General features: G+C 67.4%; 15 protein-coding genes (1 of these 15 cut by a window edge). 9 read left to right on the top strand and 6 right to left on the bottom strand.

Going from position 1 to position 17010, the window contains the following annotated elements; genetic code table 11:
- Position 1: 1 nt before the first annotated feature.
- From ACRYJK_RS09425 to hflK, 3 genes are all read right to left on the bottom strand, one after another.
- Positions 2–1585 carry a Do family serine endopeptidase gene (locus ACRYJK_RS09425; protein ID WP_482667250.1) on the bottom strand — a complete coding sequence of 528 codons (1584 nt, stop codon included), beginning with the start codon at positions 1583–1585 and terminating at the stop codon, positions 2–4.
- Positions 1586–1659: 74 nt separating this feature from the next.
- Positions 1660–2487 (bottom strand): SPFH domain-containing protein, encoded by an 828-nt coding sequence (locus tag ACRYJK_RS09420; RefSeq protein ID WP_482667249.1) that lies wholly within the window; start codon positions 2485–2487, stop codon positions 1660–1662.
- Complete coding sequence (hflK, locus tag ACRYJK_RS09415; RefSeq protein WP_482667248.1) at positions 2484–3527, bottom strand: protease modulator HflK; 1044 nt, start codon at positions 3525–3527, stop codon at positions 2484–2486. Before hflK ends, ACRYJK_RS09420 begins: the two co-directional genes overlap by 4 nt.
- A 119-nt stretch (positions 3528–3646) precedes the next feature.
- Here hflK and ACRYJK_RS09410 point away from each other — a divergent pair, with 119 nt between their 5' ends.
- The 3 genes from ACRYJK_RS09410 to hemH are packed head-to-tail and all read left to right on the top strand — an operon-like array spanning position 3647 to position 7937.
- Positions 3647–4642 carry an Mrp/NBP35 family ATP-binding protein gene (locus ACRYJK_RS09410; RefSeq protein WP_482667247.1) on the top strand — a complete coding sequence of 332 codons (996 nt, stop codon included), beginning with the start codon at positions 3647–3649 and terminating at the stop codon, positions 4640–4642.
- Positions 4612–6918 carry a xanthine dehydrogenase family protein molybdopterin-binding subunit gene (locus tag ACRYJK_RS09405; protein WP_482667246.1) on the top strand — a complete coding sequence of 769 codons (2307 nt, stop codon included), beginning with the start codon at positions 4612–4614 and terminating at the stop codon, positions 6916–6918. The genes ACRYJK_RS09410 and ACRYJK_RS09405 overlap by 31 nt, the downstream gene beginning before the upstream one ends.
- Before the next feature lie 20 nt (positions 6919–6938).
- Positions 6939–7937, top strand: a complete 999-nt coding sequence (gene hemH, locus ACRYJK_RS09400) for a ferrochelatase (protein ID WP_482667245.1) — start codon at positions 6939–6941, stop codon at positions 7935–7937.
- Between the two features lies 1 nt (position 7938).
- Here the strand turns inward: hemH and ACRYJK_RS09395 are convergent, their stop codons facing one another.
- Positions 7939–10401 (bottom strand): putative bifunctional diguanylate cyclase/phosphodiesterase, encoded by a 2463-nt coding sequence (locus ACRYJK_RS09395; protein WP_482667244.1) that lies wholly within the window; start codon positions 10399–10401, stop codon positions 7939–7941.
- 288 nt (positions 10402–10689) lie between these two features.
- Here ACRYJK_RS09395 and phbB point away from each other — a divergent pair, with 288 nt between their 5' ends.
- The 5 genes from phbB to ACRYJK_RS09370 all read left to right on the top strand — a co-directional run bounded on the left by phbB (position 10690) and on the right by ACRYJK_RS09370 (position 15666).
- On the top strand, positions 10690–11412 hold the full coding sequence (gene phbB / locus ACRYJK_RS09390; protein ID WP_482667243.1) for an acetoacetyl-CoA reductase: 723 nt from the start codon (positions 10690–10692) through the stop codon (positions 11410–11412).
- 22 nt (positions 11413–11434) lie between these two features.
- The gene (locus ACRYJK_RS09385; RefSeq protein WP_482667242.1) at positions 11435–11701 is read left to right on the top strand and encodes a ribbon-helix-helix domain-containing protein; all 267 of its coding nucleotides are present in this window, start codon (positions 11435–11437) and stop codon (positions 11699–11701) included.
- 253 nt (positions 11702–11954) lie between these two features.
- Positions 11955–12824 (top strand): EAL domain-containing protein, encoded by an 870-nt coding sequence (locus ACRYJK_RS09380; RefSeq protein WP_482667241.1) that lies wholly within the window; start codon positions 11955–11957, stop codon positions 12822–12824.
- Between the two features lie 239 nt (positions 12825–13063).
- Complete coding sequence (locus tag ACRYJK_RS09375) at positions 13064–15274, top strand: ATP-binding protein (RefSeq protein WP_482667240.1); 2211 nt, start codon at positions 13064–13066, stop codon at positions 15272–15274.
- The gene (locus ACRYJK_RS09370; RefSeq protein WP_482667239.1) at positions 15274–15666 is read left to right on the top strand and encodes a response regulator; all 393 of its coding nucleotides are present in this window, start codon (positions 15274–15276) and stop codon (positions 15664–15666) included. Before ACRYJK_RS09375 ends, ACRYJK_RS09370 begins: the two co-directional genes overlap by 1 nt.
- A 6-nt stretch (positions 15667–15672) precedes the next feature.
- On the opposite strand, the gene ACRYJK_RS09365 is transcribed toward ACRYJK_RS09370, so the two are convergent.
- Positions 15673–15984 carry a hypothetical protein gene (locus tag ACRYJK_RS09365; protein WP_482667238.1) on the bottom strand — a complete coding sequence of 104 codons (312 nt, stop codon included), beginning with the start codon at positions 15982–15984 and terminating at the stop codon, positions 15673–15675.
- Positions 15985–16083: 99 nt separating this feature from the next.
- On the opposite strand from ACRYJK_RS09365, the gene ACRYJK_RS09360 reads away from it, so the two are divergent.
- A complete protein-coding gene (locus ACRYJK_RS09360; protein WP_482667237.1) occupies positions 16084–16557 on the top strand; it encodes a CBS domain-containing protein in 474 nt (157 codons plus the stop codon).
- 9 nt (positions 16558–16566) lie between these two features.
- Here the strand turns inward: ACRYJK_RS09360 and ACRYJK_RS09355 are convergent, their stop codons facing one another.
- Positions 16567–17010, bottom strand: the 3' end of a protein-coding gene (locus tag ACRYJK_RS09355) for a lipopolysaccharide biosynthesis protein (protein ID WP_482667236.1). Its footprint extends 1074 nt past the window's final position; only the last 444 of its 1518 coding nucleotides appear in the window; its start codon lies off the right edge, out of view; it ends in the stop codon at positions 16567–16569.

Raw genomic sequence — 17010 nt, 5'->3', positions numbered from 1 at the left:
CTTATTCGGCGAGCAGCAGCGGAATGAACGCCGGACGGATGCCGCGGCGCACCACCTGCACCAGGATCGCGGTGCGGCGCTGGCTGCGCGCTTCCTGAATAGCGGCGGCGAGGTCGGCGTTGCTGGTCACTGCGCGGCCGTGTGCGTTGAGGATCACGTCGCCGCGTTGCAGGCCCTTCGACGCAGCGTCGAACGAGCCGGACACGGCGGCAATCACCACCCCGCGCGTGGTGGAGTCGATCCCCACCTGTCGGGCGATCTCCGGCGTCAGCTGCTGCGTGACGAGGCCGAGCTGCGTGCGGATCGACGCGTCTCCGCCCTGCGGCTGCGCGGGTGCCTGGTTGAAGTCCTGCTGCTCCGACGGATCGAAGCGTTCACCCTGCAGCTGTTCGAGCGACGGCCGCGTGTCGACCGTCACCGTCACCGTCTGACGTCGGCCACCGCGCAGCAGCTCGATCGGCACGCGCTGCCCGGGGCGGAGGTTGGCGACGATGTAGCTGAGGTTGCGGTCGGGGGTGACAGATTCGCCGTTGATGGCCAGCACCACGTCGCCTTCGCGAATGCCTGCGCGTGCGGCGGCACCGCCCGGAGTCACGCGCTGGATGAATTCACCCTGTTCCTTGGTGATGCCGAGCGAATTGGCGAGGTCGTCGGTGAGCGGCGCGCGCTCGACCCCGATGTAGCCGCGCGCGATGGTGCGGCCGGCGATCAGCTGGCGCACGATCGGTTCGGCGACCTCGGCCGGAATGGCGAAGCCGATGCCGATGCTGCCGCCGCCGGGATTGCTCGACAGGATCGAGCTGTTGATGCCGACGACGCGGCCGTTCATGTCGAACAGCGGGCCGCCGCTGTTGCCCTGGTTGATCGCGGCGTCGGTCTGGATGTAGCGGTCGTAGGCGCCGCCCTGACCGACCCCGCCGGGACCGACGTTACGGTAAAGCGCGGAGACAATGCCCGCGGTGACCGTCCCGCCGAGGCCAAGCGGATTACCGATCGCCACCACCCAGTCGCCGACGCGCGTACGCTGCGAATCGCCGAAGGCGACGTGCGGCAGTCCGCTCGCTTCGATCTTGAGCACGGCGAGGTCGCTGTCCGGATCGCGTCCAACCACCCGCGCCACATATTCGCGGCGGTCGGGCATGGTCACCGTCACCTGCTCCACCACTGCATTGGGCGCGCCGGGGGACACGACGTGATTGTTGGTGACGATATAGCCGTCGGCGGAGATGATGAAGCCCGAACCCAGGCTCGACCCGCGCCGCGTCTGCCCCTGGCCGCCGCCGGGCGCACCCGGCTGACCCTGACCGAACAGCCCTTCGAACGGGGTGCCGGCAAAGGGGTTGGCGGGAACGCGCACGCGCTGACGGGTGGAGATGTTGACCACCGCCGGCTGCAGCGCGGCGGTGAGATCGGCGAAGCTGGTTGGCGCGCCCGCTCGCGGGACGATCGGGTTGGTCGAAATCGGACTACCCTGCGCGACGGCGGCCGCACCGTCCTGCGCTGCGAGCGGGCTCATGTTGGCGGTCAGCGCGAGTGCCGCGCCCCCGGCCAGCAGGGCGGAAGTGAGCATGATGGCGTGACGCAAGGTGAACCTCTCTCAAAAAGCGGACGATCGCATAGAAACCCGACGCTTAACCTGTCGCAACAGCCTCGCTCAGGTCAACGACGGCCGGGATCGAAGTGACGAAGATAGCCCTCCGTCGGCGGCAGCACCCACGTCGTCCGACCCGCGCCTTCGCTGCGGAAGGTCGTTTCGTAGCTCTGGAGCGCACGATAGAATTCGTAGAATTCGGGATCGCGCTCGAAACTGTCGCGCTGCAATTGCGCGATGCGTGCGTCACCTTCGGCGCGTATCCGGTTGGCCTGCGCCTGCCCCTCGGCGGTGATCGCCTGAGCGATCTGGGCCTGCCCGTCACGCATGCGCGCCAGCACGGCGTCGCGCGGAGCCCCCTCGGCGACCAGCAGGCGGTCGAGCGAAAGGTCGATGATCTCCACGCCGATGGCGCGTGCGCGCTCGGCGAAGATGGTTCGCGCGACGGCCAGGTCAGGCGCCTCGCCGCTGCCCGCACTACGCCGCAGCGCGTCGCCGAGCAGCGCCTCGAGCCGGGTTCGTGCGGCCCCTTCGGTGGGCGCGGAACGGTAGAGCTGGCGGGGCTGAGTGATGCGATAGCGTGCGCTGATTTCGCCGCTTGCGCTCGTCCCCGCCGGTCCGACAAGGCTGAGGCGGGTCGCCGAAAGGTTCTGCACGCGAGCATCGTAACGGATCAGCCGGTCGACCAGCGGCACCCGCCACACGACCCCTGCGCCATCCCGTCCTCGCCTTGCGGCGGGATCGTTGACGGTGCGAACGACCTTTCCGCCGCGGAGCACGAGCCCGGTCTGCGTTTCCGGAACGATCGCCAGCGACAGGCTGCCGAGCACGGCGATGGTCAGGCCGGCCACGGCGAACAAGGCCGTGCCGATCGAACGACGTTGCGCCCGGCTCATCGCTTGGCCTCCGGCGCGCGTGGCGTGGCCGTGGCAGCCGACGGGGCGGGCGAGACCGTTGCAGCGCCGGCCGGGGGCGCGACAGCTTCAGTCCCGACGACCTTTGGCACCGGCGTCAAAATCCGCTCCATCGTTTCATAGTAAAGCCGACTGCGCGTGGCCTGGGGCGCCGCCTGATACTGGATCAGCAGCCGGTTGAAGCTGTCGGCATCGCGCTGCACGCGGTCCACCGATGCGACGGTATCGCGACGCGCTTCGCGGATTGCCGCGTCGGCATCGGCGCGCGCTTTCGTGACGCTTTCAAAGGCGGCTGCGACTTCGCTCGGGGGCGTGATGGTGGCGACATTGACCGCGCCGATGCGGACGCCAGCGCCAAGCTGGTCAAGCGAGCGCTGCGTATCTCGCTGCACCTCCTGCGCCAGCGCCGCGCGCACTTCGGGGCGGGCGAGGTCCGCGAAGGGGCGCTGAGCGACCGCCGCGCGCATCGCGCTCCACGCGCTCCGTTTCAGCAGCGTGTCGGGTTCTGCGACGCGGAAAAGGTAGGCGCGCGGGTCGATGACCGACCAGCGCAGCGAATAGCCCAGCGTCGCAAGCGCCCCGTCCGCGGTCAGCATCGGCCCGGCATCGCTGCCGAGCGACAGCGTCTGCTCCGAACGCACCGGCACGACGGTGACGCGCTCGATCGGAAGCGGCGCGGTAAAGTGCGTGCCGGCTTCAAGTGTGCGGTGATATTGCCCAAGCCGCGTGACGACCCCGGCCTCGCCCGGCTGTAGAATGTTGATGCCGGTGGTGAGCCACAGGGCGGCAACCGCCAGCGCGCTCCACGGCCACAGCTTCGATCCGCCCGGCAGGCGCGGCAGTTCGGGGCCGAACGCCTTGTGCGACAGGAGGTCATCGAGGCCCTGCGATCGCGGCGCCTTCGCCTGCGCATCGGTCCGCGGCGGCAGCCAAGGCGATTGTTCACCGCGCGCGTCGGTGCTGTCCGGATTGTCGGCCGACGGCGGTGGCGCACTCCGCCAGGGGGAGGGGTCGTCAGCCATCAAACGGCGCTGGATCGGACGCGCGGGTCGCGCACACGCAGGGTCATGTCCCGCCATATAGATGCCGGTGGAAGCGAAAAACAGTGGCAAGCGGAAGCGCCGGCGCTAACAGCGCGCAGGTGAGTTTGACGCCATCCGCCAGTAACCTCGAAACCGCGCTCGACGCCGCTGCGCGCGGCGTCGTGGGCGACGCGTTGCGTTCGGTGCGGGTGCGCGATGGGCGGATCACGCTAGCGCTCGACAGCGCTGCCGCCAGCGAGGCGACCCGCAGTGCGCTGGAAACGCGCTTGCGCACCGCTCTTACGCCGATCGCCGGAGGGGCGAGCGTTGCGATCGCATGGCTTGCCGGACGGCGGCGGCGGCGCATTATTGCGGTCGCCAGCGGGAAGGGCGGGGTCGGGAAATCGACGCTGTCGACCAACCTGGCGCTCGCGCTGATGCAGGCGGGACGCAAGGTGGGCCTGGTCGACGCCGACATCTACGGCCCATCGCAGCCGCGGTTGCTGGGGGTGGAGGGTGTGCGGCCCGAGGCGGAGGGCAATCGGCTCATCCCCCATGTCGGGCCCCATGGCCTGCCGATGCTGTCGGTGGGGCAGATCGTCCAGCCGGAACAGGCGATCGCCTGGCGCGGGCCGATGGCCAGCCGCGCGCTCGAACAGTTGATCGATGCGGAGTGGGGCGGGGTGGACCTGCTGCTGGTCGATATGCCGCCGGGCACCGGCGATGTCGCGTTGACCATGGTCCAGCGCTTCAAGCCCGACGGCGCGCTCATCGTGTCGACGCCGCAGGATCTGGCGCTGATCGATGCGGTCCGGGCAATCGCCCTGTTCGATCAGGTGCAGGTGCCGGTGATCGGGCTGGTCGAGAACATGGCCGGTTACGCCTGCCCGCACTGCGGCGAGATCAGCGATCCGTTCGGTAGTGGCGGCGCGGAAGGTGAGGCCCGACGTCGCGGCATCGCCTTCCTCGGCCGGGTGCCGCTCGATCCGCACATCCGTGCCTCGAGCGATGCGGGGGTGCCGCCGGTTGCGCAGGCAGGGGACACAGGCGCGCCGTATCGAGCCATTGCGACCGCGCTCGATTCGTGGCTGGCGCAGGCGGACACGGCGGGGTGAGCGACTGGCCGCGCGGGGAGGGCTGGCGCGCCTCGCTGCCCCGCCCGACCCGCCGTGCGCTGCTGATCGGCGGGGGTGCGGGCGCGGGGCTGGCCGTCGCCTGGGTCGTTTGGCCCCGCACCGCGTCGGTCGACCTCAACCTGCGCTCCGGCGAGCGCGCGTTCGGATCGATGTTGACGATCGGGCGCAACGGGGTGGTCACCGTCTATGTGCCCCAGACCGAATTGGGCCAGGGCGTGCAGACGATGGCCGCGCAGATCGCGGCTGACGAACTTGGTGCCGACTGGCGCACGATGGCGGTCATGCCGGCACCGGTATCGTCGGCCTATACCAACCATGTGTGGCTCGACGCCGATGCCGAGGTGGAGACGCCGCGCTGGTTCGTGCCGCGTGGCTTCGGCGGTTGGCGCCGGCGGATGGTGCTGCAGCGCACGCCGGCGATGATTACCAGCGGTGGCACCAGCCGCGCGCTGATCGAGCCCATGTTGCGCGAGGCCGCGGCCAACGCGCGCTGGATGATGAGCGAAGTCGCGGCCGAGGCGTGGGGCGTCAATCCGGCCGAAGTCGAGGCTCGCGACGGCTTCGTTGTTCTTGGGCGGCGGCGGAGGCCCTTCGCCGAACTTGCTGAAGCCGCAGCAGAGCGGACTGCGCCGGCGATGGCGCCGCTGCGCGCGCCGACCTCGCGGCCGTTGATGGGACGCGCCTTGCCACGGCTGGAGTTGCCTTCGCGCATCGACGGCAGCGCGCTGTTCGCTGGCGACATCCGTCTGCCGAACATGGTCTATGCCGCCATCCGCCAGGGGCCGTTGGGCGATGCGCGGCTTGTCTCGCATGATGAGGCGGCGGTGCGCGGCATGCCTGGCGTGGCCGGGGTCGTGGCGCACGAACGCTGGGTCGCGGTCGCCGCCGACACGCACTGGACCGCCAGTCACGCGCTCGACGCGATGCGACCGCACTTTTCGGTTCCGCGGCCGGCGGCGGACGACCGACTCGCCGCCGTTCGGCTCCGCCGCGCCGCGCGCGAAGGCGCCGGCGCGCGGATTTCGGGTCACGGCGATGTCGAGGACGCTTTTCGCGGGCGAACCGTCCTGGGTTCGGAGTTCGTGGTGCAACCGGCGCTGCGCCAGCCGCTCGAACTGCCCAGTGCAACCGCGGAACCGCTTCCCGAAGGCGTGCGGTTGTGGGTGGCAAGCCAGGCGCCAGGCTTCGCGCGCGCCGCCGTGGCGCGTGCGCTGGGGCTGTCGCAGGCGGCTGTCCAGTTGATCGTCACCCCCGGCGGCGGCGGCTTTGACGTCAATCTCGATAGCGACGTGGCGGTGCAGGCGGCGCTGATCGCGCGTGCGCTCAATCGCCCGGTGCAACTCTGCTGGTCGCGTGCGGAAGCGCTGCTGCGCGATCGCCCGCGTGCCCCGACAAGGATCCGCATGGCGGCCACCCTGTCGGCCGGTGCGACGATCGATGCGATGCACGCGCGAGCGGCGGCGCCCGGCGCACGCCGCGAGCAGCGAGCGCGATGGGATGGGGTCGACGACGAACCGTCGCTCGCCGAGGAGCGCAGCCAACTCGACGCCCAAGCGGTTGCCGGCCTCGCGCCGCCCTATCGCATCCCGCATCTCGCGGTCGATCATGTCCCGGTCGACACCGGCATGCCCACCGGCTCGCTGCGCGGGGGCGCCGCGGCCGGCAACGTCTTTGCGCTCGAAAGCTTTGTCGACGAACTTGCGCGTGCCGGGGGCAGCGACCCGATGCTGTTTCGGATGAGCATGCTGGGCGATGCCCCCTTGCTCGCCGCCTGCCTCGAAATAGCGAGCGCGCTGGCGGGATGGGACGGCGGTATGGCCGGATCGGGCATGGGGATCGCCTGTGCATCGTTCAACGGCGCGCATATCGCCGTCGTTGCGAAATGTGCGCTCGCGGGCTCGGCGGTCCGGGTGGATCGGCTGGTCGCGGCGGTCGATGTCGGGCCGGTCGTCAACCCGACCTTGGCGCAACAGCAGATCGAAGGCGGCTTGCTGTTCGGCCTTGCGCACGCGGTCGGATACACGAGCGCGTGGCGCGGCGGCGTGGTCGCCGCCCGACGCCTGCGCGAACTTGGTCCGGTCACGCTGGCCTCCGCGCCTGCGATCAGCGTGGAACTCATCGCCTCGCCGCGCGATCCTGCACCTTATGCCGAAATTGCCATGCTGCCCGTCGCTCCGGCCATCGCCAACGCGCTCGCCTCGTTGGAGGGACGCCGTCGTCGGCGGCTGCCGTTGAGCGCGCGCCCGGTCGAATGATGACATACCCCGCCCCACCCATGGTCCCGCAGCCGGATCACCCGGCCATCCCGCCGGCGCGGATCGGTGTCCTGCTCTGCAATCTCGGGACGCCCGACGCGCCGGAGCCGGGCGCAGTCCGTCGATACCTCAAACAATTTTTGTCGGACCCCCGCGTCGTCGAGATTCCGAAGCTTCTTTGGCAGCCAATCCTGCGCGGAATCATCCTCAACACGCGACCGAGGAAATCGGCGGCGGCGTATCGGGAGGTGTGGGGGCCGGACGGATCGCCCCTGGCCGCGATCACCGCAGCGCAGGCGAGCGCCCTTGGTGGACGCTGGGGCGACGGGGTGCGGGTCGACTGGGCAATGCGCTATGGCAACCCGTCAATCGCCGACGCGGTCGGGCGAATGCGCGCGGCCGGAGTCACGCGACTGCTGTTCGCGCCGCTCTACCCGCAATATTGCGCGGCCACGACCGCGACCGCCAACGACGAATTGTACACGGCGCTGCGCAAGCTTCGCTGGCAGCCGGCGGTGCGAACGCTGCCGCCATATTACGACGACCCCGCCTACATCTCCGCCCTGGCGGCGTCGGTGCGGCGGCAGGCAGCGGCGCAGGGCGGCGTCGGCGACGTTCTGTTGGCAAGCTTTCACGGCATGCCCGAACGGACGCTGGAGCTCGGCGACCCCTATCACTGCCATTGCCGCAAGACGGCACGGCTGTTGGCGGAGGAACTCGGTCGCGATGTCGCGGTCGCGTTCCAGTCGCGCTTCGGCCGCGCGAAGTGGCTCGAACCCGCCACAGATCACGAGCTCGAGCGGCTGGCGGGGGAAGGCGTGCGGCACATTACGCTCGTCGCACCCGGATTTTCGGCAGATTGCCTTGAGACGCTGGAAGAGCTCGCCATTCGGGGTCGCGAGCAATTCCTCGAAGCCGGCGGCCACCGTTTCGATTACCTCTCGTGCCTGAACGCGACGGAGGAGGGCATCGCGCTCCTCGACACGCTCCTGACGCGCGAACTGTCCGGTTGGATTTGAGCTAGGCCGACATGCGCCGCGGGTCGCGACCGCTGGTGATCCAGCCGAGGTCGATCGCCTCGGCAAAGGCGAGCCCGCAGCGTCCGTCGGCCCACCAGATGCTTTCGACATCGATGGTCGGTCCGTCCTGGATGTCGACCTGTCCGCGTGTTCCGACCGGGAGGGGTGCCGACATTTCGACCATCATCCCGGTGACCGAGATGTTGCGCGCACGCACGTCAAACGCGCCACCGGGCAGGATCAGCCGAGCACGCCGCAACAGCGAGAGCCGCCGGGGACGCGCACTTTTGTGGCCGCTGCGGCTCGGGGTCTGCCCGCTTCGGCGCATCCTCTCGCGCAGATCCTCGGCTTCGATCGGCGGCCCGTAGTAAAAGCCCTGGATGTGGCTGCAGCCGAGGCGTCGGATGAGTTCGATCTGATCTTCCGTTTCGGCACCTTCGGCCGTGGTCTCCATCCCAAGCGCTTCAGCGAGCGTAACGATGGAGCGGATAATGGCGGCGTTCTGGTTGTGACCTTCGGTCGCGCCGAAGACGAAGCTCTGATCGATCTTGATCTTGTTAAACGGCGCCCGCTGCAGATAACCCAGCGAGCTGTACCCCGTGCCGAAATCGTCGAGCGCGAGGCGAACCCCCAGCCGCCGGAGCATATCGAACTGGCGTTCGACATTGCCGTCATCGGCCATGAACACGCTTTCCGTGATTTCGAGCTCGAGGCGATCGGGTGCAAGTCCCGTCTTGGACAACACCTGCGCGACGAGGTTGGGAAAAGCGGGATTCGCGAACTGGGTTGGCGAGACGTTGACGGCGACACGCGCTGCAACCGGCCATGATGCGGCCTCCGCGCACGCCGTGCGCAACACCCATTCCCCGACCCGTTCGATCAGGTTGGATTCCTCCGCCACGGGGATGAACTCCGCCGGGGAGATCGGGCCGAGGTCCGGATGGGTCCAGCGCACCAGAGCCTCTAACCCGGTGACCTGTTCGGTGCGGCACGTAACCACCGACTGATAGACGACACGCAATTTACCGCGCTCGAGCGCGTCGGTGAGGTCCTTTTCCAGCATGGTCCGGCGATCGGCGGCGGCGTGCATCTCCTTCTCATAGAAACGGTGCACGCCCCGCCCGGCGGCCTTTGCCGCATAGAGGGCCAAGTCGGCGTTGCGCGTCAGGTCGGAAACGGTCCGCCCGTCGTCGGGCGCCAGCGCGACACCAATCGAGACACCGATCGACACCTTGGCCCGATCAAGGAAGTAAGGCCTGGAAACCGAGCTGATAATCGCGTTGGCCACTGCCGCGACCTGCGCACGACTGTTGGTTTCGGATAGCACGACCTGAAATTCATCGCCGCCCAATCGCCCAACATGACCGTTGGCCGACACCGCATCAACCAGTCGTTGCGCGACCTGCTTCAGCAATTCGTCGCCAACCGGGTGGCCGAGCGTGTCGTTGACGTTCTTGAAGCGGTCGAGGTCGAGCAGCAGCAACGCCGCCGGGCGCGCGGCGCCGCTGCGGCGGCTGATCGCCTGCTTGAGGAGGTTGCCGATTTCCGCTCGGTTTGCGAGCCCCGTAAGCGGGTCGAAACGCGCCAAACGCGCGACCTCCGCTTCGGAACGTTTGGCGGCGGTGAGATCGGTCCCGGTGCCGATGAAGCCGCGCAACTGGCCGAAGCGGTCGTGGACGGGGCGGCCGGAGATGGACCACCACACTTCCTCCTCCGTCGCCGCGCGGGCGACATGGCCCTCGAATGCGGTCTGGGTGGTGAGGAGAAAGCTCAGCGTGCGGCCGCTTTCGCCCAGCCCGGTGTCGTCGGCGGCAAGCGATGGATCGACGATCGTGGGCAGCGGCCGGCCGATCAGCTCGGTCTGTCCCGCGCCCAATGCATGGGCAACGCGGGCGGAGACATATTTCAGTCGCCCGCGTCTATCGGTCTCCCAGAACCAGACGGATCCCCGCGCCTCGATCTCGTCGAGCAGTCGGGCGGGCCGGCTCGCCTCCTGCTCGGCCCGCCACAACAGACGCGAATCGGCGAAATCGAGCCGGGCGTTGGTCGCCGCCGCAACGAATGTCGCCGCGAGCGCCGGCGCCAGCACAAGGGCAAACAGCGTCAGCGAGGGGCCGGACAGAAAAATGACAGCCGCCAGCCCGAAGGTGAAGCTGATCGACGTCGCCGGAAGTCGCGCGAGCGCCACCACCACGACGAAGCAGGCGGCAGTCATCACCATCGCCAGCAAGGGCGCCGCCTCCATCTTGGCGAAAGCGTTGAAAAGCGCTGCGAACCAGAGCCCCGCCGCGGCCGACGCTATGATCAGCAGCCGCATGCGATTGACCGGCGCGAGGGCGCGACCGCGCTTCACCCACAGCAGGATGACCGGAGCAAGCGTCAACAGCCCCACCAGCAACAACGGGACAACGTTGAGCGCACCTTCAACCATCGCCGGGAGCGAACCGATGAGCATAGCGATCATCAGCACCGGCCATTGGTGCAGCGTCGCGTCGATGCGTCGATCAAGCGCTTCAGCATCCCACGACGACGTGCTCGGTCGCAGGCCGAGATGCACGAGAATCCCGGGATCCCGCTCATCTCCCGAAGCGGCGGGAACGCCTTCGTCGCGCAAGTTGAGGCGTGAAACCATCCACTGCCCTGTCGCAGCAAATTCCAAACAAAGGCTTAGTCGGGCGGCGCACGCATCGCTTGCGCGCAGGACTGGTCCATCTATCGTTCCGGAACAAGACAAAGAGCGGGAGAGACTGGGATGGGACGTGTGGCGGTCGTCACCGGCGGGACGCGGGGCATCGGGGCGGCGATCAGCCGCCGGTTAAAGGATCAGGGCGTGACGGTCGTCGCCAACTATGCCGGCAACGCCGAAACGGCAGCTTGCTTCACCGAGGAGACGGGCATCGCCGCCTATTGCTGGGACGTCGGCAATCACGAGGCCTGCCAGGCGGGCTGCGCCCAGGTCGCCGCGGAGCATGGACCGGTCGACATCCTCGTCAACAACGCCGGGATCACCCGCGACGCGACGCTTCAGAAAATGACCTTCGAGATGTGGGAGGATGTCATCCGCGTGAATCTCGGCGGATGCTTCAACATGGCCAAGGCCGTTTTTCCCGGGATGCGGGAGCGCGGCTGGGGTCGGATCGTCAACGTCGGGTCGATCAACGGCCAGGGCGGGCAATATGGTCAGGTCAATTATGCCGCCGCCAAATCGGGCATCCACGGTTTTACCAAGGCACTGGCGCAGGAGGGCGCGCGGTCGGGCGTGACCGTCAACGCGCTCGCGCCAGGCTATGTCGATACGGACATGGTGGCGGCGGTCCCCGAGGCGGTGCTCGAGAAGATCGTCGCGCGCATCCCGGTCGGACGGCTGGGGAAGGCCGAGGAGATCGCGCGCGGGGTCGCCTTCCTATGTTCCGACGATGCGGGGTTCATCACGGGGTCCACGCTGTCGATTAACGGTGGGCAACATATGTATTGATGCGGGTCGTGCGGAGAGCGTCGTGACCTCCCTCTCGCAACCGCCGGTGAAGCGAAGCGTGACGATCGCCGGTCACCCCACCTCGATTCGACTCGAGCCGCTGTTCTGGGCGGCGCTCGATTCGGCAGCGCAGCACCGATCGCTGCCGCTCAACGCACTCGTCGCTCGGATAGATGCCGAACGCTTGACGGCCGGGGGCGACGCGCCGCTCAACCTGGCAAGTGCAATCCGGGTCTGGCTGCTCGAAAACGGTCCATTTCCGACGAAAATCGGGGCGCCCCCGCCGTAGCGGGAGCGCCCCGATCGTCTCAGCGAGCGTCGCTCAGAGCGGGGGAATGGAAACCCCACCGCCGCCATTCGGCACTGCGAAGACTTCAGCGAGAATCGAAAGCATCACTGGCTCCCTCTGTTTTGCCGCGAAGGTTAACTCGCGGGTAACCAAGTTTCTGCCGGAAAAATCGGGGCCTAGCAACGCCGTTAACGCGCGCGCCTCCTCGACGTTAACTCCGATTTTACCGCTACGCCCGCACTGGTGGCCGGCGATGAGCGAAACTCCGCAGCGACCAACGGCCGATGATCGCATGGCCGATGCGCCTTATTGGCAGAGCGAGGTCGCGCGCGCATTGAGCGGTGACGAATTCCAACTGCATTATCAGCCGAAGCTGAACGCGCGTGAGGGGCGCGTGGCGAGCTTTGAAGGATTGCTGCGCTGGGACCATCCCGATGCGGGGATGATCCTGCCGGATCGGTTCATCGAACAAACCGAAGATGCAGGCTGCATTACCGCTCTGACGCTGTGGACCGTCGACCGCGCGATTGAGGATCAAAAGGCGCTGCGCGCGGCGGGGCATGACGTCCGCCTGTTCATCAACCTGTCCGCTCAGCTGTTGAACGATGCCGCGATCATCGCGGCGATCTGCGCCCGCGCCAGGACGCCGGGGGGCGATATCGGCATCGAGATCACCGAACGATCGGTGATCGGCGATCCGGAGCTCGCTTTTCGCAACATCCGCACGATGCAGCACGCGGGCCTGTCTATCGCCATCGATGATTACGGATCGGGGCTCTCGTCGCTCACCTACCTCAAGCAGATCGAGGCGGATGAACTCAAGATCGACAAGAGCTTCATCGTTTCGCTCGGCAGCAGTCATCGCGACCCGCTGATCGTGCGCTCCACGATCGAACTCGCACATGCCCTGGGCATGGTCATCACCGCGGAGGGGGTGGAGACATTGGCCGCCCATGCCCTGTTGACGGTAATGGGCTGCGACATGATGCAGGGCTGGTTGGTGGGGCGCCCAATGCCCGTTGCGGATGTGAGGCCTTACCTCGAGAACTTCGACCCGCAGAGCATCGCGACTCCCGCTGACCAGCGCGCGCTGCGTGACAAGCGCTTGTGGCTTCGCGCGTAAAACGTGTCCTTTGCGCCGTAGCGCTCTGGGCCACGCTGATCTCATCGCCTGCCCTCGCCGCGGCTAACCTCACCACCGAGGGCGCGGCCTTTGCCGCGGTACGGCAGATTGCGCTCGATCCAACCGCAGCACAGCAATGGGCGCGGTCTCAAGTCAGCGCGCGCGACGGCGATGCCCTTGGCCCGCATGTGGGGCTTGCAAACTGGGTCATAGCTCAAATCAAGTTTCGCCAAGGCGACGTGCATGGCGCCGCACGATACAATCGAGCGGCGCGCGGCATTGCGCGAGCGGGGGGCGACCGCCGACTGCTTGCATACTGCGACGTGCTGGATGCGTTGATCGCTCGCAGCAGCAACGATTATGGCGAGGCGCTTCAGTTGTTACGCGAGGCGCAGCAGACGTTCATCGCGCTCCAGGATCGACGTGGACATGGTGTCACCCTGCAAACCATGTCGACCATCTACAACGACGTGCGTGAATGGGAGGCATCGCTGGCGCTGTTGCAGCAAGCGACGGCCGTCTATCGCGGTGATGCGCAGTACGACGTTGTAACGACAAACAATCGTGGCGTTGCGCTTGAGGGCCTGAACCGCCTTAAGGAGGCGGAGCAAGCCTACACCGCAGCTGAGCGTGCGGCCGAGCGGGCCGGTCTTCCAGCGGTAGCGCGTCGTGCTCAGCTGAATCTCGTCAACCTCCATGTGTTTGCGGGTAATCTGAGAGCTGCCGTTGACGATCTCGCGCGCTTCGATCGAGCACAAGGGGAAAGCCTGATCAGTCCCGAGCAGGTGGCCCCGGTTCGGTCTGCGCTTGCGTTCGCGCGGGGCGACGCAGCCAACGCCGAACGGCTGCTACTGCTGGACCAAGACGCGAGTTCAGCAAACGCCATTCACAAACTGATGCTCGGTTACCGGATTTCCAAGGCGCTGGGGAGGGAGAAGGACGCGCTCGAGAGGCTGGAGCGTGCCAATGAGATGAGCGAGGAGGAGGCGCGGACGATTGCGCGCAATCGCGCGGCGTTGTTGGCGGCGCAGTTCCAGTTTTCCGCGCAGGAGGCGCGTCTTGCACAACTGCGGGCGCAGGCGCTGGAACGCGACCTTCAATATCAGCGGCGTCTGACGTGGATCCTGCTGCTGTCGACCGTCGCGCTGACGTTGGCAATGACGCTATACCTGCGCAACCTGATGCGCGCGCGCAGCCGGGCGGAGGCGGATGGCGCTCGGCTGACAGACGCCAACCGCCACCTCGAATTGGCGCTTGCTGCCCGTTCGCGCTTTCTCGCCGCGACCAGCCACGAACTGCGCACGCCACTCAATGGCATCCTCGGCATGGCGCAGGTGATGGGAGCCGACACAGCACTTGCATCAAGGCATCGTGAGCAGGTCGGGGTGATCGAGGCCGCCGGAAATGCGATGCGGGCGCTGGTGGATGATATTCTCGACGTCGCAAAGATCGAGGATGGCGGTCTGTCGCTGCATCCAGTTCCCACCGATTTGCGAGCGCTGGCAGAGGGGGCGCTGTCGCTGATGGCGGACGTGGCGCAGACCCGCGGGCTCTCCGTCACGCTTCACGTCGGACCCGAGCTGGGCTCGCGGAAGGAACCGCAGCTGCTCATGCTCGATCCGGGGCGAGTGTCGCAGTTGCTGCTCAACCTCATCGGCAATGCCATCAAGTTCACCGAGGATGGGGAGGTGACCGTCACGATTTCGAAGGTGTCGGACCGGGTGGAAATCGCCGTCCGCGATACGGGGATCGGGATACCGTACGAGCTTCAGCGCGCGGTGTTCGAACCGTTCCGCCAGGTCGATTCAGGTCGCACGCGCGCCCATGGCGGCACCGGCCTTGGCCTCGCCATCACTCGGTCGCTGGTGGAGGCGATGGGTGGCGAAATTCGTCTGGAAAGCGTCCCGTCGGAAGGAAGTTGCTTCACCATCTGGCTGCCTTGGATTGCCGCCACTGGATCGGCGACGGCCGATGCGAAAGGTGTCGCCGCCGGCCATGTCCGCTCGGTAAGCTTTTCGCCCAACCCCATGCGCGCCGCTCTTCTCCACGCGGCGCTCGAAAGTTGCGATCCGGAGACGGTGCGCGTCGCCAGCGCGTCGGATTTGATCGAAAGGTTCGGCCACCATCCGATCATGCTGGTCACCGATGCCCAGGACTGGCCGGCTCTCGCCGCGAACGCGGGGGAGGCCGCCGCGCTTTGGCATGTGGTTTGTGTCGCCCCCGAGACGCAGGCCCACTCCCCTCCGAGCGAGGTCACGCCGCTCCCGGTCCGCGGTGCCGCGGCCAGCGTCACGAGCGCAAGCCTCTCGAAGCGAGCGATTGCGCAACATTGGTCGCGCTTCCATCTCAATTGGTCCATTTTGGACTTGCCCGACGAGGCATCCGGTTCCACCGCGATCCCCAGCGCGGACCATTCGCCATCTGTCGGCGGGATCGCGCGGCGGGGCTGATGCGCATTTTATTCATCGAAGACGACGCCATGAACCGCAGAGTCGTGCGTGACATGTTGCATGTCGCGGGCCTTCCCCTGGGCGAGGCGGACGGCGGTCGGTCAGGGATCGAAGCGCTCGAGCGTGATCCGTACGACGTCGTGCTGCTCGACCTGCGCATGCCGGAAATGGACGGGTTCGATGTTCTTCGCGCTCTCCGCTCGCGGACCGATCACTTGGCGCGCATCCCGGTAATCGTCGTGACCGCCGATGCGAGCCCCGGGCTTGACGAACAGTGCTTCGCGGCCGGGGCCGACGCCGTCATGCACAAGCCGATCGCGATGCAGGCGATGTTCGACACCATCGCCCGGGTGCTGATGGACCGCGGCGAGGATGCGGGCGAAACCGGGTGAGCTGACTCAGACGGGCGGTTTTACCGAAGTTTCGTCGTCCGCGTCGAACGGATCTTCGATCGCTCCGTCATGGCCTGTCCCCGCGGATAGGAACACGAGACTCATCAACGCCGCGCCGAGCAGGACCGACAGGAACGTGCCCAGCCCGGCGGCAATGTAGAGGTGAATGCTGGCGTCGGGATGTCTTCTGGCCAGAAACACGATCGACGCGGCGGCGGTGAAAGCCGCGACTCCCGCCATCCAGCGCATCAACCGGCGAAACCGACCCCACGCGTGCGCCGAAACGTCGGCGGAATCGAGATGCGAGGTCCGTGGCATGGCTGCCGACATAGGGGCCCGCGAAGGCGCCGCCAACCAGCCTTGCCACACATGGGGCAGGTGCTAGCCTCACCAGCTCGTGGGCGAGGGAGGCGAGGGGTGACGATCGAATCGATCCTGAACGCGCAGCGGACCGCGCAGAACGGCGACGCCACCGGGCGCGCGATCCACAGCTGCACGCCCGACGAGCCGCTGCGGTCGGTCGTCGAGCGCCTCACCCAGGCACGGATCGGGGCCATGCCGGTGCTCGAGCCCGCGGCGGACGGCGAGGGCCCGCTCCGCATCGTCGGCATCGTTTCAGAGCGCGACATCATCCATTGTCTCGCCAGCCTAGGCGGAACTGCACTCGATTCGACGGTCGCCGCCGCCATGACCGCGCCGGCCATCACGATCGAGCGAAGCACGCATGCGCTCGCCGCGCTATCGATGATGACCCGCCGTCGCATTCGTCATTTGCCGGTGGTCGAGGACGGCCGCATGATCGGCTTCGTATCGATCGGCGATCTAGTGAAGCATCGCATCGAGCGCATCGAGGCCGAGGCGGAAGCGCTGCGCGACTACATCGCGCGCTGAGGGAGCGCGTTACCCACCCGTCACCGATTGGCGGCCGCGGCGCAGCTGGTGCCGCGCGTCGTCCACCAGATCCCGAGCCAGCATGAGCATGAGCGCGGCGTAGGCGCCAGCCCCCACCGTGGCCAGACCCAGCATTCGCAGGGGCGGAGCGAGCATCATCGGCTCGACCACGAACAGGTCGATGGCCTTGACGATGGCGGCCATCAGGATCGCGGCCATCGCCGGCCGCCAGAGCGCCGCGGCGAGGTCAGTGAACGCCACGCCGAGGTGCGGACGTGCGGCAAGCACTGTCAGGCCGAGAAACAGCGGCGAAGCCACCAGCCAGACATAGGCCATCGCCAACATGTCGAACCGCGATGCCACAAAGAAGCAGGCGGCAAACATGACCGCGCCCGCGAGAGCGATGCGCAGCGTGACCAGCTGTTTGCCCAGCGCGTTCAGCGCGGGGCCAAA

The organism is Sphingomonas sp. BLHR8, from assembly GCF_056821725.1.
Note: the sequence above shows the minus strand (reverse complement) of the source record. Positions and strands in the feature narration are given on the sequence as shown.